Here is a 15,306-nt window from a genome sequence, read left to right as displayed (position 1 = left end):
GGGGCGGCAGCGGGCGCTGCAGCTTGACAAAGGCTGCGCATCATGCGCTTTTCCGCCCGATTTTGACCATGTTGCCGCGCGCTGTGTCCCACGAGCTTGCGCGGCCCTTTGCAATTCCGGGATAAGACGATGCACCGTTACCGCAGCCACACCTGTGCCGCCCTCCGTAAGTCGGATGTCGGTTCCACCGTTCGCCTTTCGGGCTGGGTCCACCGCGTCCGCGACCATGGCGGCCTGCTCTTCATCGACCTGCGTGACCACTACGGTATCACCCAGGTCGTCGCCGATCCCGACAGCCCCGCCTTCAAGGCGGCCGAAACCGTTCGCGGCGAATGGGTCGTGCGCATTGACGGCCTCGTCAAGGCGCGCATGGACGATACCGTCAACAAGGGCATGCCGACCGGCGAAATCGAGCTCTATGCGCAGGAGATCGAGGTTCTCTCGGCCGCCAAGGAACTGCCGCTGCCGGTCTTCGGCGAGCCCGACTATCCGGAAGACGTGCGCCTCAAGTACCGCTTCCTCGATCTGCGCCGCGACACGCTTCACAAGAACATCGTCAAACGCACCCAGATCATCTCGTCGATGCGCCGCCACATGGGCGACGTCGGCTTTACCGAATACACGACCCCGATCCTGACGGCTTCGTCGCCGGAAGGCGCGCGCGACTTCCTCGTGCCGTCGCGTATCCACCCGGGCAGCTTCTACGCCCTGCCGCAGGCGCCGCAGCAGTACAAGCAGCTGCTGATGGTTGCCGGCTTCGACCGCTACTTCCAGATCGCCCCGTGCTTCCGCGATGAAGACCCGCGCGCAGACCGCCTGCCGGGCGAATTCTACCAGCTCGACCTGGAAATGAGCTTCGTCGAGCAGGAAGACGTCTGGTCGACCATGGAGCCGGTCATCCGCGACATCTTCGTCGAATTTGCCGACGGCAAGCCGGTAACCGAGAAGTTCCCGCGCATTCCTTACGACACGGCGATCCGCAAGTACGGCTCCGACAAGCCGGACCTGCGCAACCCGATCGAGATGCAGGCAGTTACCGAACACTTCGCCGGTTCCGGCTTCAAGGTCTTCGCGAACATGATCGCGTCGAACCCGAAGGTCGAAGTCTGGGCGATCCCGGCCAAGACCGGTGGCTCGCGCGCGTTCTGCGACCGCATGAACGCCTGGGCCCAGAGCCAGGGCCAGCCGGGTCTCGGCTACATCTTCTGGCGCAAGGAGGGCGAAAAGCTCGAAGGCGCCGGTCCGCTCGCCAAGAACATCGGCGAAGAGCGCACGGATGCGATCCGCACACAGCTCGGCCTTGACGACGGCGACGCCTGCTTCTTCGTCGCCGGCGATCCCACGAAGTTCTACAAGTTTGCCGGCGAAGCCCGCACACGCGCCGGCGAGGAACTGAACCTCGTCGACCGCGACCGTTACGAATTCTGCTGGATCGTTGACTTCCCGTTCTACGAATGGCTGGAAGACGAAAAGAAGATCGACTTCGCCCACAACCCCTTCTCGATGCCGCAGGGTGGTCTGGAAGCGCTCAACGGCGAAGACCCGCTGTCGATCAAGGCCTACCAGTACGACATGGTCTGCAACGGCTTCGAAATCGCCTCGGGCTCGATCCGTAACCAGCTTCCGGAAGTGATGGTCAAGGCGTTCGAATTGACCGGCAAGTCGCAGCAGGAAGTCGAAGACCAGTTCGGAGGCCTCTACCGCGCGTTCCAGTACGGCGCGCCGCCGCATGGCGGCATGGCCTTCGGCATCGACCGCATCGTCATGCTGCTCGTCGGCGCCAAGAACCTGCGTGAGATCTCCATCTTCCCGATGAACCAGCAGGCGGTCGACCTCCTGATGGGTGCACCGTCCGAAGCGACGCCGGCCCAACTGCGCGAACTGGCGATCCGCCCGATCCCGCAGAAGAAGGACTAAGGTCGAACGGATCTGATCCCAAAAAGAAAGCCCGGCGATCGTCTCGCCGGGCTTTTTCTTTGTCTGCTCCAGATGTCCGTTCAGTGCCTGCCGTAGACGGCGTCGCGAACATCGCGGGTGAACGGCCCCCACATGCCCTCGAAGGTCGTGTTGGTCATGGCGACGACGGTAATCTTCTCGACCGGATCGACGAACCAGTTGTGACCGTAGGCGCCGCCCCACTGGATCGTGCCCTTCGATTGCGGCGTGGCGCCAGCCTTGGGATCGACGAGCACGGCCCAGCCATAGCCGAAGCCCCAGCCGGGCCCTTGCGTCTGAGCCTCAGGCCCGGTCTGATCCTGCATCATCGTCCTCACCGTCTCTGCCGACAGGATAGGGCTGCCGCCCTTGCGGATAGCTTCGAGGAAGGTCAGCACATCCTTGGCCGTCCCCGCCATGCCGGCCCCACCCGAGGGGAATTGCTTGGCGTCGAGGATGCGGTCCGGCGAGAACGTCAGTTTGCCTTCGCCGATCGGCACGGCGACGCTTCCCTCCATGCGCTTCGGCTCGGGCGAACCGTCGAAATAGGCGGCGGTCAATCTCTCCGACGGCTTTGTCGAGAAACCGGCGTCGGTCAGCGACAGCGGGGCGACGACGAGTTCATTGACTGCCTTGTCTAGCGTCTTGCCGGTTGCCTTCTCGATGACGCTACCAAGCACGTCGATCGCCAGCGAATAGCGAAAGGCCTTGCCCGGTTCGGATGCGAGCGGGACGCTGGCGAGACGCTTGAGGTTTTCGTCGAGCGAGAGATCGGTGAGATCGAGACCGTCGGAAACGCCGGCCTTGGCATAGCTGCCGCCGGGCGGCTGGAAGAAGCCGTATTCCAGCCCTGCCGTATGGTTGAGCAGATGGCGGACGAGGATCGTCGCCGTCTTGCCGTCAAAGGTCGGCATGAAGTCGGGAAGCCATTTGCTGACCGGATCGTCGAGCGTGATCCGACCCTCTTCGACAAGGCGCATGGCCGCCGCCGTCACGAAAGGTTTCGTGACCGAGGCAAAGCGGAAAATGTCGTCCTCCTTCATCGCGCGGCCGGCCTCCCGGTCGGCGAGCCCCGCGGCGCGCGAATAGACAAGTTGCCCGTCGCGGGCGACGAGGACCACGGCGCCGACGATGCGCTTGTCGGCGATCGCCTGATCGATGACCGGGTCGAGCCGTGCGCTCAGCGATGTGTTTTGATTGTCGGCCAGTGCAGGGGAGGCGACCAGCAAAGCGAGCAGTGTGGCGGCTTTCAGATGGAGACTCATTGGACAAATCCCTCTATAATCACAATGACCATTCCTGAATACGGCAGGTGTTGAGAGAATTCTAGAGTGACCATTGTGGAAAATGATGCGACTTTGGTATCGCCTTCGCGCCGCCGCGGGCGACCGCGCGCTTTCGATCGCGACGTGGCACTGGCCGCTGCCGGCGAAACCTTCTGGCGGCTTGGCTACGAAGGCGCGTCGATCGCCGATCTCACGGCCGCCATGGGGATCACGCCGCAGAGCCTCTACGCGGCCTTCACCTCAAAGGCGGATCTCTATCGCGAGGCGCTCGAACAATATCGGCGCGAGGATGGGGCGGCCGCCGGCCGCAATCTTGCCGGCAAAGGGCACGTGGTCGAGGTGATCGGCAAGTTGCTGCGCGCGTCGGCCCATGAGTTTACCCGCCCCGGGCGCCCGAAAGGCTGCATGATCTCGACCGCGGTGCTCACCTGCGCCGTTGAGAACCAGGCGATCGCAAGCCACGTCTCGGCCCTGCGCAGCGAAACGCTGGCGCTGCTGGAGGCGCGCTTCCGGCAGGGCATAACGGATGGAGAACTGCGCGCGGACACCGATGCCGGCGGCCTCGCGCGCTTCGTCGGCGCCATCCTTCAGGGCATGACGGTCCAGGCGCAAGACGGCGCCGGCGAAGCGGACCTGCTGCCGATCGCTGAGCTTGCCATTGCCGAGGTCGGGCGCTACCGACAGCCGTCCGGCTAGGCGGCCGACCGCCGGGTGCGGGTCAGAAATCCATGCCCGGGCCGGGCGCTGGCGTGGGTCCGTTCTTCTTCGGTTTTTCGGCGACCATGGCTTCGGTGGTCACAAGCAGGCCGGCGACGGATGCCGCGTCCTGCAGCGCCGCCCGCACGACTTTTGCCGGATCGATGACGCCCATGCGGTAGAGATCGCCATATTCCCCGGTCTGCGCGTTCCAGCCCTGGGCGAAGTCGCTCATCTCCCGAAGTTTGCCGACGATGACCGAGCCCTCTGCGCCGGCGTTTTCGGCAATCTGGCGCACCGGCGCTTCAAGCGCCCGCCGCACGATCTCGACGCCGACGCGTTGGTCGTCGTTTTCGGGCTTGAGCCCATCGAGGGCGTGCACGACCCGGAGCAGTGCGACGCCGCCGCCGGGCAGAATGCCTTCCTCCACCGCGGCCCGTGTCGCATGCAGCGCATCGTCGACCCGGTCCTTCTTTTCTTTCACTTCCACTTCTGTCGAGCCGCCCACCCGGATCACCGCGACGCCGCCGGCAAGCTTGGCCAGCCGTTCCTGCAGTTTCTCGCGGTCGTAGTCGGAGGTCGTTTCCTCGATCTGCGCCTTGATCTGGCCGACACGCCCGTCGATATCCGTCTTGGTGCCGGCGCCGTCGACGATGGTGGTGTCTTCCTTCTCGACCATCACCCGCTTGGCCCGCCCGAGATTGGCGAGCGTCACGTTCTCGAGCTTGATGCCGAGGTCTTCGGAGATGACTGTTCCGCCCGTCAGGATGGCGATGTCTTCGAGCATCGCCTTGCGCCGGTCGCCGAAGCCCGGGGCCTTGACGGCGGCGATCTTCAGCCCGCCGCGCAGCTTGTTGACGACCAGCGTCGCCAGCGCCTCGCCTTCCACATCCTCGGCGATGATCAACAGCGGCCGGCTTGCCTGGATCACCGCTTCGAGGATCGGGATCATCGCCTGCAGATTGGAAAGTTTCTTTTCGTGAATGAGGATGTAGGGGTCTTCGAATTCGACCCGCATCTTCTCCTGGTCGGTGACGAAATAGGGGGAGAGATAGCCGCGGTCGAATTGCATGCCTTCGACGATCTCCAGCTCGATTTCCGCGGTTTTTGCCTCCTCGACCGTGATCACGCCTTCGTTGCCGACACGCTCCATGGCCTTAGCCAGATAGCTTCCGATTTCGGCGTCGCCGTTAGCCGAGATTGTGCCCACTTGTGCGATCTCCTCATTGTTGGAAATCTTGCGCGCGTGGGTCTTCAGTTTCGCGACGATCGCATCGACGGCGAGATCGATGCCGCGTTTCAGGTCCATCGGATTCATGCCGGACGCGATGGCCTTGACGCCTTCCTTGACGATGGCCTGCGCGAGCACGGTGGCCGTCGTCGTGCCGTCGCCGGCCACGTCGCTGGTGCGCGACGCGACCTCCCGCAACATCTGTGCGCCCATGTTCTCGAACTTGTCGTCGAGCTCGATTTCCTTGGCGACCGACACGCCGTCTTTGGTGATGCGCGGCGCGCCGAAGGCGCGTTCGATGACGACGTTGCGTCCCTTCGGGCCGAGCGTGACCTTGACCGCATCGGCGAGAATGTCGACGCCGCGCAGCATCCGATCGCGGGCATCGCTACTGAATCTGACTTCCTTGGCAGCCATTGTGGACCTCCCTCAACATGAACATATGGCCTCACGCACCCAGCCGTCCGGCAGGCGGCTTGCAATCGGACTTACCCGGCAAGTAGTTGTCTTCGACTACAGTTCGAAATTCCGCTCTTCTTCGTTGTCCGGGGTCAAGATGTCGATCAGCGCCGCAACGCGGCCGGCCGGCAGATGGCGGCCTTCCCCGATCAGCGCTTCATCGTTGTTGACCCAGGCGATCGCCTCTGCAAGCTCGCCGGCCGTTGCGCCGGTCGCAAGCAGTTCGGCCATCAGCGTCTCATCGACCGGTCCAAGGATGGCTGTAATGTCCGCCTGCTTCAGTCCCATGGCTATCTCCTTCCGTTTTATCGGTCAGGAACAGGGAATTCGGTCCTTGGCGGGATAAATAGGCCAGACCCGGCCGGCATCAAGCGGCGATCGCAAGGCCGACATGTGGGCGCACCAAAAAGCACGAGCAAGCTTCACTGCGGCCGAAGCGCGTTGTCGAGGAAGTACCATTGGTCGAGATGTGCGCGAACGACCGGCTCGATCGTGTCGTTTAGCAGCTGCATGTCGTCCAGCAGCCGGGCATTGGGGTGCGCGTCCTCCGGCAGCCTTATCGGCGGCAAGGCCGTGCATTCGAAGCGGAAGTCGTCGGTGCGAAGGCCGTACCAGGGGCAGATCGTGGCGCCCGTCATGCGCGCCAGTCGTATGGCGATCGCGATGTTGCCTTCCTGATGCGGCCGGCGGCCGAAGAACGGCCCGCGGATCATGCCGCCAAACCCTTCGTCGCAGAAGATGCTGACAACGCCGCCGCCTTTCAGAACCTTCAGCGCTGGCCGGATTCCGTCCATTCCCGGAGGCAGAAACTGCAGGCCGGCCTTGCTGCGCACCCGGCCGGCGATCCATGCCTTGGCCCGGCCCTTGGGTGGCACGTAGAAGGCATGCGGCTGGAGGCCAAGCTTGCGGAATGCGATCGTGCCCACTTCCCAGTTACCGAGATGCAGGCCGACGAGAATGACCGGGCCGTGGTTCGCCGCCTCACGGATGGGCGCAAGGCCATCGGTCTTCAGCCGCTCCGGCCGTCGCTGCAATCGGTTGACGACGGAGAACTCCGTCATCAAGCGCCCTTGGGCCCGGCAGTTTTCGTGGAACAGTGCCTCGCGCTGCTGGGCGTCAAGGTCCGGCCGCAACTGTTCGATGGTTTCGCGGGCGCGGCGCGTTGCCACCTTGTGGAAGCGTGGGACCATGAAGAAGCCGAGCGCTGCCCCGAGCCTGGAGCAGGCGTCCATCGGCAGCAGTTTCATGCCGAAATGGGCGACGATGTTGGCGACGTTCCAGATGTTGTCGGTGATCCAATAGCGCCGGAAGGCCCGCGCCCTGTCGCCACCCGCCAGGGCATCGGCGAGCCGCGGGGCGCTTTCCTCGGCGAAGATCCATGCCCTGCGCTTGCCGATGGGCTGCGCCGCGTGCGGATCATCCGGCGCCATGCGACGGGGCCTCTCGCTTGTGCAAGGTAACTGGCAGGCCATTTTTCGGCCTGAGCGTCAGGCGGCAGATCGGCTCGACCGCATGACGCTGGCTCACACGAACCCGGTATCGCTGTGCGATGATCGCCAGGCACAGGATCGCTTCGGTCAGGCCGAAATGCAGGCCGGGGCAGACGCGTGGTCCGCTGGCAAAGGGGATGAAGCTGTAGGGCGTCGGGCGGCGGCCTTCTGTGAACCGCTCCGGATGGAAGTGGTGTGGATCCTTGAACAGGCTTTCTGTCCGGTGAAGGAGCCACGGCACGATCAAGACGAGCGAGCCCGGCTCGGCGGCAACGTCGCCGATCATGTCCGCCTCGCGGGTCTGTCGCGCCAGGATCGGCACCGGTGGATAAAGGCGAAGCGTTTCTTCGATGACCGCGCGGCACCATTCGAGCTGCGGCACGTCGTCGATCGTCGGTGTCCGGTCGCCGCAGACCCTGGCGATTTCGTCGTGCACGGCCTTCTCGACCCAGCCGGCTTTCGAAAGCAGATACCAGGTCCAGGTCAGCGTCGCCGCCGTCGTCTCGTGCCCGGCCATGAAGATGGTTGCGGCCTCGTTGCGCAAGGCGACGACATCGAGTTTCAGTTCCGGGTTTCGTTGCTGGCGGCGGATCAGCAGCTCGACCATCGAATTGTGGTCGCCGCGTCCGGCCAGGTGATCCTCCACCACCTTGTCGATGGTTGCGTGGATGCGCTTGACCGAACGACGCAGGCTCGGCGTGCGCAGCACCGGCAGGCCATCGTCGAAGCCGAGGAAGTAGCCGATGTTGATGGAATCGACCAGCGACTGGTAGCTGGTGAAGCCCTCGGTCACGGCCGCGGCACTGTCGTCGCCGAGCTGGTTGCCGAAGACGCTGCGCGCGATGATCTCGGCGGTCAGTCCGGCCATTTCGTGCAGAGCGTTGACCTCGGCGCCATCGGGCATGCGGTTCCAGCGCTCGACCAGTTCGCTGGTCGTATTTTCCATGACCGGCCCGAAGGAGGGGACCCGTTTGGCGTGGACGATGTCTGCCACCAGCGGCCGGCGCTGCTTCCAGGTGTCCCCGTCCGAAATGAACAGCCCGTCGCCCAGCAGGAATTCGAGTGCCCGGCGCATCTGCGGGCTCTTGCGTTCGAAGTTTTCGTGGCGCTTGACGACGACCTGGCGGATCAGGTCGGGCGAATTGACGACGATGATCTGCCGCCCGAGGATCTTGGTCTGCGAGACCGTTTCGGTATAGTCGCTCGCCCTCCAGATCGACAGGAAATCCGTCCGCGCCTGAAGCAGCAGCCGCAGCGGCTTACCCGGCGGGCCTGTGTAGTAATCGGCTCGGACGGGGGCGAATTTCCCCTCCAGCAATTCTTCGGTGAAATTTACAGACTGCTGGAGCCAGGCGAGCATTTACGTCCGATCTGCCGTAACGTGGAGACGATATTCGGGCATGTATTTGTATATTTTGCACAAAGTCCGAGACGTCCCGGTCGAGGCCTAAATGCTCTCAAGTTCGCTGGAAGTCGGACTCTGAATTGCCTGAGGGTGGCATGCACGATTTCAATGAAAAACGCCATCGCCTTACGGTGAAAATTTCTTGGTGCGAGCAATAGCCGACCAGGAAGAAGCGTGCCCCGCAACCGGTGCGCGCTCCACAAGGGCGCCCGACGTGATCCGACTGTGCGGTTCGCAAGTAAAGGCGGAGCTTGTTTTTTCAGGAGAGGGCGGCGGCGCGGGCTTCGGCTGGCGAAGTCCGCCGAGTGAATGCCGTGGGCCGCATGGGAAGCGGGGCGCGGCGCCATCAAACCTTGCGCGCCTGTCTCGGCGCGCAAGGCTGGTCGTCATCTTGGTCTCTTCTGGGCTCGGCTGAGGCCGGGAGAGACCTGAACGATTAGTCGTTCGCCGTTACCTTGACGCCGAGCACCGACGGGATGGTGTTCGGCGCGCCCATGGCGGCACCCATGATCATCGGGAACGGAACCGGCTTTTCCGGAGCGGCGCTGATCGTCAGGCTCTTCGGGCCGTCGAGATAGGCGTTGACGGCGGCCGACACCTGGTTCTGCAGTTCCGGCACGTTGAGCTGCGCCATCATGATCGGAACCAGGCCCTTCAGCGACTGCGCCATCTGCTCGCCGGAAACACCCTGCTGCGAACCGGCATAGTCGAGCGCCTTGTTGGTGATCGAGGCGTCGTCGAAGCGGATTTCGGCGCTGTTGAAGGTCAGCTGCTGCATGAGGCCCATCATGGCGAGACCCATGGCCTGGTTGGCCTCTTCCTTGTTCGGGTTGGCTTCGGCAGCCTTCATCGCTTCCTGCATCGACTTGACGAAGGCAAGCGTGTAGCCGGAGATGTCGAGAGCGAAGTTCAGCCGGCCGACATTCTTGAAGTCGAGGGCATACTCTTCGAGTGCGACATTGCCGCTTTCGACTTCCCAGCTGCCCTTCATCGTCAGGGCGCCGTCGATGGTGGTGAGGCCGAGCTTTTCGATCGCCTCCTTGCTCTTGGCGTCTTCGACCGACGATAGGTCGGCCTTGATGCCGGACGCAGTGGCGTCGAAGTCGAAGCCGGCGTCATTTTCCTGGCGCGCGAGGTTGGCTTCGGTGCTTTCGAGCGAGAAGACTTCCTTGCCCTTGGAGCTGACGGCGATCGGGCCGGTGCTGGCGCTTTCATAGAGAAGGATGTCGTTGATCGTTCCGCCGGTCGCATTGGCCGGGATCGTCAGGCCGGAGAGCAGGATGTCCTTGACCGAAATGGCACCCTCGTCCTGGCTGACATTAACGTCGGGGAACGAAACGGTTTCGGCGTAGTAGCCGCCGCCTTCGGTTTCCTCGACGCCTTCGAAGGTCAGGTCCCCGATCTTCAGGTCCACCGCTTCGCCCGGCTGGCTTGCGACCTTGAGCTTCACGCCGGTCACCGTCACCTTGTCGCCGTCGACTTCGGCCTTGTCATAGGTGAGCGAGGTGCCGTTCGCGTTCGTCGCTGCGTCGAGCTTCTTCATCAGATCGGCGCCATCGAGCGCGAAGGCCGGGCCGGTAAGCGTGAGGAGCGCGGCGCTCGCCATCATCAGGCGGATCTTGCGCGTGTGCATCATTTCGAGTTCCTTCGTGAAAATCTTTGATTGTGTAGCTGTTTAAGAAGATAAGGCGTCGCTGATCTGGTTCCCTTGGCGAGGGGCTTCAACTGTAGGCGCTTGGCAGCATTCGTCTTTATCGGCGGCGCGCTGCCGCCATTTCCATCTGCCAATGCGCGTCCTGCGTCTCCCTTGCAAATCGTCCAAATCAACTCCAGCCGAAGCTATTACGAAACAGGGCGAAATTATATTCGCTTGGGCGAACCGCACATGTTCCTGCTCGGGCATGCTTTCCGGGACGTTACCTGGCGGCAGCCTCCGACGCATAGCGGCGCGACCGTTGCACGAACATTGCGCCGGGGCAAGCGGATCGGTGCGCGGGCCGGTTATTTGAGGCGCGGGGGTTCTCCACAAGCGCAAGCCCTGAAAACCTTGCCGTTCCGGGTTTGTTGCGCTAGCAAGAACCTATGGGACAAAGCCTCAATCCCCCGTCAGGCGGGGACGATCACATTCAGCCGGTTGACCTCAAGGCGGCGCTGGAAGAGCGTTACCTCGCCTATGCCTTGTCGACCATCATGCACCGCGCGCTTCCGGACGTTCGCGACGGGTTGAAGCCCGTGCACCGTCGCATCGTGCATGCGATGAGCGAGATGGGGCTGCGCCCCAACTCCTCGTTCAAGAAATGCGCGCGTATCGTCGGCGACGTGATGGGTAAGTTCCATCCGCACGGCGACGCGTCGATCTATGACGCGCTGGTGCGCCTGTCGCAGGAATTTGCGATCCGCTATCCGCTGGTCGACGGCCAGGGCAACTTCGGCAACATCGACGGCGATAACGCCGCGGCGATGCGCTACACCGAAGCCAAGATGACGGACGTCTGCTCGCTGCTTCTGGAAGGCATCGACCAGGACGCGGTGGATTTTCGCCCGACCTACAACGAGGAAGACCAGGAGCCGACCGTGCTCCCCGGCGCCTTCCCGAACCTTCTCGCCAACGGCGCGACGGGCATCGCCGTCGGCATGGCCACCTCGATCCCGCCGCACAACGCGCATGAACTGTGCGACGCGGCGCTGCATCTCATCCGTCATCCCGAGGCGACCGTCGAGGATCTGCTTTACGACCCGGCCAACCCGCAAAAGGGCGGCATCGAAGGGCCCGACTTCCCGACTGGCGGCGTGATCGTCGAGGGCCGGGAAAGCATGGCCGAGTCCTACCGCACCGGGCGTGGCGGTTTCCGCGTCCGTGCCCGCTGGGCGCAGGAAGAGCTTGGGCGCGGCGGCTACCAGATCGTCGTCACCGAGATCCCGTACCAGGTGCAGAAGTCGCGCCTGATCGAAAAGATTGCCGAGCTGCTGATCGCCCGCAAGCTGCCGCTGCTCGAAGACATTCGTGACGAATCGGCCGAAGACATCCGCATCGTCCTCGTGCCGAAGAGCCGTTCGGTCGATGCCGGCATCCTGATGGAATCGCTGTTCAAGCTGACCGAGCTCGAAAGCCGCATTCCGCTCAACATGAACGTGCTGTCCATGGGCCGCGTGCCGCGGGTCATGGCGCTGAACGAAGTGCTGTCGGAATGGCTGGCGCATCGCCGCGAAGTGCTGCAGCGCCGCTCGCGCCATCGTCTGGCCGCGATCGACCGCCGGCTCGAAATCCTCGGCGGCTACCTCGTCGCCTACCTGAACATCGATGAAGTCATTCGCATCATCCGCGAAGAGGATGAGCCGAAGACGGTCATGATGGAGCGGTTCTCGCTCACCGATCTCCAGGCCGAATCGATCCTCAATATGCGCCTGCGCTCCTTGCGCAAGCTCGAGGAGTTCGAGATCCGCACCGAGTTCGATGCGCTCTCGAAGGAAAAGGCCGAGATCGAGGCACTGCTCGCCTCCGACGAAAAGCAATGGCAGACCGTCGCCTGGGAAATCGGCGAAGTCAAAAAGAAGTTTGCCAAGGCGACCGAGATCGGCAAGCGCCGCAGCACCTTTGCCGATGCGCCGGAAGCCGACGTCGAAGCGATCCAGCAGGCGATGATCGAGAAGGAACCGATCACCGTCGTCATCTCTGAGAAGGGCTGGATCCGTGCGCTGAAGGGTCACATCTCCGACACGTCGTCACTCCAGTTCAAGGAGGGCGATGCGCTGAAGGTGGCGTTCCCGGCGCAGACGACCGACAAGATCCTCGTCTTCACGACAGGCGGCAAGGTCTATACGCTCGGCGGTGACAAGCTGCCCGGCGGTCGCGGCCATGGCGAGCCGCTGCGCATCATCGTCGACATGGAGACCGACCAGGACGTTCTGACGGCCTTCGTTCACGATCCGGCGCGCAAGCTGATCGTCGCCTCGGTTGCCGGTAACGGCTTCGTCGTCACCGAAAGCGATATCGTCGCCAATACCCGCAAGGGCAAGCAGGTGATGAACGTCTCGGGCAGCGACGAAGCGAAGCTGGTCGTTCCGGTCAAGGGCGATCACGTTGCCGTCGTCGGCGAAAACCGCAAGCTGGTCGTCTTCCCGCTCGTGCAGATCCCCGAGATGGCACGCGGCAAGGGCGTGCGGCTGCAGCGCTACAAGGATGGCGGCATCTCCGACATCCGCTGCTTCACGATCGCCGACGGTCTCGTCTGGGAAGACAGCGCCGGCCGGGTCTTTACCAAGACCAAGGACGAACTGATCGAATGGCAGGGCGACCGCGCCTCTGCCGGCCGCGTCGTTCCGAAGGGCTTCCCGCGCAGCGGCAAGTTTAGCGGCTGACCACGAAAACGAGAGCCGGGCGGTCTAACGACCGCGTGGCTTCTGTTTCGTTCTGGCGCAGTTTGGCGCGCGCTCTTAAATCATTGGAAATCCAAATGAAACGCAAGCGCAACTGGCGCTTGTAAGCCAGAAGGCTATAATGGATCACTGCGCATCCAACAGGGATGACAGCGATGCCGAATGCCACAACCCTTGATGACGTCCTGCTGGCGCTTGCCCACCCGGTTCGCCGCCGCACGTTCGAGATCCTCTTTGCCGGCGAGGCGCGCGTCGCCGACATAGCTGTGGCTGTCGCAGTAACCGGCGAAGAGTTGGAAACGCACATAACGCTTCTGGAGGCCGCGGGCCTTGTCACCCGCCTCCGGCGGCGCGACGGTGACGCCTTGATCGGCAATCCGGCACCGCTCAGCGTCGCGGCCACCTGGATCAACACCAACCGCGAACTGTGGGTCATGCGCGTGGAGATGCCCGGCGTCCGCCCGGCTTCGCTCGGACAGCCGCAGGAACCGCTGCCGGTACGCGATCGGAGCGTCGATCACAAGCAGCGTCGTCCGCGGCCGAGCGGTCAGCGCGACGACAAGTCTTAAACAGTAGTGCTATTCGGCGCAGGAAACGGCCGCTTTCAGCGACCGGCTGCGCATCTGCCAGAGCGAATGGCCGATCAGCGCGAAGATGAGGATCGAACCGCCGATCAGCGTCTGTGTTGTCGGTGTTTCGGCAAAGACCATCCACACCCAGATCGGCGCGAGAATGGTCTCGAGCAGATAGAACATGCCCACTTCCGGGGCTGAAAGATAACGTGGGCCGGTCGCAAGGCAGAAGAAGGCGAGCGGGATCATCACCAGGCCGTTGAAGAGGATGTAGCTGGGGGCCGCGATCGTGAAGCCGCCGGCCGGCAGCATCAGGAGCGCGACGGCTGCCGGAAAGATCGCCGTCACCAGCGGCACCAGCGCCATGTCGCGCTTGCTTGCGCGGCTGATCGTGATCGCGCTTGCCAGCAGAAATGCGGAGGATGCCGCCATGGCGTCGCCAAAGAGGTGGCCGCTTTCCAGCCCGTCCTGGACGATCAGCCCGACGCCGAGCACCATCACCAGCATGGTCACGAGCGTCGCATTCGATGGCCTCTCCTTCAGGAAGATCCAGGAGAGGATGGCGGCGAACATCGAGGTGAAGGCGAGGATGAAGACCACATTTGCCGTCGAGGTGTTGAAGACGGCGAGCAGGAACGTGCAGGAATTGATGCCGTAGAAGATGCCGACCAGGAGCCCGGCCTTGCCGGGCATCAGCGAAATCTTCCGGCCCAGCACGCGGCTGAGCACGAACCAGGCGCCCAGCGCGATCACGAAGGTCGACAGGCTGCGCACGGCAAGCAGCGACCAGACGTCGCCGCCGGCGGACCGGATGAGCGGAATGTCGAAGGAGAGGGCGAGGCCGCCGAGGCCGGTGATGGCAAGGCCGCGCCGGTGCACCGCGGCATCGGAAGATGAACTCAATTTCTAACCCGTTTTCGTAGGAGCGGCTTCCAGGGTGGTGTCTCCGCCTTCATAGCGCTCCCAGCCACGGGCCATAAGGTGCTCTTGCGGCAGAAACTTTGTTTTATACCCCATCTTGCGCGAGCCTTTGACCCAATAGCCAAGATAGACATGGGGAAGGCCGCGCTCCCGGGCGCGGCGAATGTGATCGAGAATCATGAAGGTGCCGAGCGAGCGCTCTTCCTGCGCCGGGTCGAAGAAGGAGTAGACCATCGACAGCCCGTCGCCCATGCGGTCGGTCAGTGCCGCTGCGATCAGCGGCCCGCGCGCCTTCTCGCTGATGCCGTCGCCTTCGACCCTCAGGCGATACTCGATGATCTTGGTGTGCACATGGGTGTCCTCGACCATCATCGCATAGTCGAGCACCGACATGTCCGACATGCCGCCCTTCTGGTGGCGTCGGTCGAGGTAACGGCGGAAGAGGTTGTACTGTTCGCTCGACGGCTCGGCCGCATACTCCGCAGAGATCACGTCGTGGTTGGCGGCAAGCACCCGGCGCATGGAGCGGGTGGACTTGAACTCGTTGGCGAGGATGCGCACCGAAATACAGGCGCGACAGGTTTCGCAGGCAGGACGGTAAGCAATGTTCTGCGAGCGGCGGAAGCCGCCTTGCGTCAGGAGATCGTTGAGCTCGGGCGCGCGCTCACCCACCATGTGGGTGAAGACCTTCCGCTCCATCTCGTTCGGCAGATAAGGGCAGGCTGCCGGTGCAGTCAGGTAAAATTGCGGAGACGGTGCGGTCTGTGTGTTCATCGAGTGCGGAGGTCACTCTTCGCGCTGTGGTTCATGACAGTAGCATGGCGCAAGAATGGAAAACGTCAACTCACTCGTTTGCCGCTTCCGTCTGCGCCTGCCGATATTTTAGGTGTGACCACAATAGGTGTCAGCGGTAAGGCGGAAGACGCCGCCTTAC

12 protein-coding genes are annotated in these 15,306 nt (G+C 63.2%); 4 read left to right on the top strand and 8 right to left on the bottom strand.

Annotated elements, in window-relative coordinates:
• Window positions 1-129: 129 nt before the first annotated feature.
• Complete coding sequence (aspS, locus tag JVX98_RS15975; protein ID WP_192447326.1) at window positions 130-1,917, top strand: aspartate--tRNA ligase; 1,788 nt, start codon at window positions 130-132, stop codon at window positions 1,915-1,917.
• Between the two features lie 80 nt (window positions 1,918-1,997).
• On the opposite strand, the gene JVX98_RS15970 is transcribed toward aspS, so the two are convergent.
• Window positions 1,998-3,200: a serine hydrolase gene (locus JVX98_RS15970; protein WP_205239159.1), complete on the bottom strand. Its 1,203-nt coding sequence runs from the start codon at window positions 3,198-3,200 to the stop codon at window positions 1,998-2,000.
• A 66-nt stretch (window positions 3,201-3,266) separates the two neighbouring features.
• On the opposite strand from JVX98_RS15970, the gene JVX98_RS15965 reads away from it, so the two are divergent.
• Window positions 3,267-3,917 carry a TetR/AcrR family transcriptional regulator gene (locus tag JVX98_RS15965; protein WP_205239158.1) on the top strand — a complete coding sequence of 217 codons (651 nt, stop codon included), beginning with the start codon at window positions 3,267-3,269 and terminating at the stop codon, window positions 3,915-3,917.
• A 22-nt stretch (window positions 3,918-3,939) separates the two neighbouring features.
• On the opposite strand, the gene groL is transcribed toward JVX98_RS15965, so the two are convergent.
• From groL to JVX98_RS15940, 5 genes are all read right to left on the bottom strand, one after another.
• Window positions 3,940-5,565 (bottom strand): chaperonin GroEL, encoded by a 1,626-nt coding sequence (groL, locus tag JVX98_RS15960; protein WP_205239157.1) that lies wholly within the window; start codon window positions 5,563-5,565, stop codon window positions 3,940-3,942.
• 96 nt (window positions 5,566-5,661) lie between these two features.
• Window positions 5,662-5,895 carry a hypothetical protein gene (locus JVX98_RS15955; protein WP_043611430.1) on the bottom strand — a complete coding sequence of 78 codons (234 nt, stop codon included), beginning with the start codon at window positions 5,893-5,895 and terminating at the stop codon, window positions 5,662-5,664.
• Between the two features lie 134 nt (window positions 5,896-6,029).
• Window positions 6,030-7,037, bottom strand: a complete 1,008-nt coding sequence (locus tag JVX98_RS15950) for a lysophospholipid acyltransferase family protein (protein WP_205239156.1) — start codon at window positions 7,035-7,037, stop codon at window positions 6,030-6,032.
• Window positions 7,024-8,457 (bottom strand): cytochrome P450, encoded by a 1,434-nt coding sequence (locus tag JVX98_RS15945; protein WP_205239155.1) that lies wholly within the window; start codon window positions 8,455-8,457, stop codon window positions 7,024-7,026. Before JVX98_RS15945 ends, JVX98_RS15950 begins: the two co-directional genes overlap by 14 nt.
• A gap of 481 nt (window positions 8,458-8,938) precedes the next feature.
• Window positions 8,939-10,138: a hypothetical protein gene (locus JVX98_RS15940; RefSeq protein WP_205239154.1), complete on the bottom strand. Its 1,200-nt coding sequence runs from the start codon at window positions 10,136-10,138 to the stop codon at window positions 8,939-8,941.
• 446 nt (window positions 10,139-10,584) lie between these two features.
• Between JVX98_RS15940 and parC the strand changes: the two genes are divergently transcribed.
• Entirely contained in the window at window positions 10,585-12,861 is a 2,277-nt protein-coding gene (gene parC, locus JVX98_RS15935; RefSeq protein ID WP_192447319.1) for a DNA topoisomerase IV subunit A, read from the top strand.
• Between the two features lie 173 nt (window positions 12,862-13,034).
• Window positions 13,035-13,448, top strand: a complete 414-nt coding sequence (locus JVX98_RS15930) for a transcriptional regulator (RefSeq protein ID WP_371826550.1) — start codon at window positions 13,035-13,037, stop codon at window positions 13,446-13,448.
• A gap of 9 nt (window positions 13,449-13,457) precedes the next feature.
• On the opposite strand, the gene JVX98_RS15925 is transcribed toward JVX98_RS15930, so the two are convergent.
• On the bottom strand, window positions 13,458-14,354 hold the full coding sequence (locus JVX98_RS15925) for a DMT family transporter (RefSeq protein ID WP_205239153.1): 897 nt from the start codon (window positions 14,352-14,354) through the stop codon (window positions 13,458-13,460).
• A gap of 3 nt (window positions 14,355-14,357) precedes the next feature.
• A complete protein-coding gene (locus JVX98_RS15920) occupies window positions 14,358-15,146 on the bottom strand; it encodes an arginyltransferase (RefSeq protein ID WP_205239152.1) in 789 nt (262 codons plus the stop codon).
• Between the last annotated feature and the right edge of the window lie 160 nt (window positions 15,147-15,306).

It is taken from the genome of Ensifer sp. PDNC004 (assembly GCF_016919405.1).
Lineage (GTDB): Bacteria > Pseudomonadota > Alphaproteobacteria > Rhizobiales > Rhizobiaceae > Ensifer.
Note: the sequence above shows the minus strand (reverse complement) of the source record. Positions and strands in the feature narration are given on the sequence as shown.

Bases quoted from the DNA above. Each gene is read 5' to 3' on its own strand.
- aspS (WP_192447326.1), top strand. From the start codon at position 130: ATGCACCGTTACCGCAGCCACACCTGTGCCGCCCTCCGTAAGTCGGAT.
- JVX98_RS15970 (WP_205239159.1), bottom strand. From the start codon at position 3,200: ATGAGTCTCCATCTGAAAGCCGCCACACTGCTCGCTTTGCTGGTCGCC.
- groL (WP_205239157.1), bottom strand. From the start codon at position 5,565: ATGGCTGCCAAGGAAGTCAGATTCAGTAGCGATGCCCGCGATCGGATG.
- JVX98_RS15955 (WP_043611430.1), bottom strand. From the start codon at position 5,895: ATGGGACTGAAGCAGGCGGACATTACAGCCATCCTTGGACCGGTCGAT.
- JVX98_RS15950 (WP_205239156.1), bottom strand. From the start codon at position 7,037: ATGGCGCCGGATGATCCGCACGCGGCGCAGCCCATCGGCAAGCGCAGG.
- JVX98_RS15945 (WP_205239155.1), bottom strand. From the start codon at position 8,457: ATGCTCGCCTGGCTCCAGCAGTCTGTAAATTTCACCGAAGAATTGCTG.
- JVX98_RS15940 (WP_205239154.1), bottom strand. From the start codon at position 10,138: ATGATGCACACGCGCAAGATCCGCCTGATGATGGCGAGCGCCGCGCTC.
- parC (WP_192447319.1), top strand. From the start codon at position 10,585: ATGGGACAAAGCCTCAATCCCCCGTCAGGCGGGGACGATCACATTCAG.
- JVX98_RS15930 (WP_371826550.1), top strand. From the start codon at position 13,035: ATGCCGAATGCCACAACCCTTGATGACGTCCTGCTGGCGCTTGCCCAC.
- JVX98_RS15920 (WP_205239152.1), bottom strand. From the start codon at position 15,146: ATGAACACACAGACCGCACCGTCTCCGCAATTTTACCTGACTGCACCG.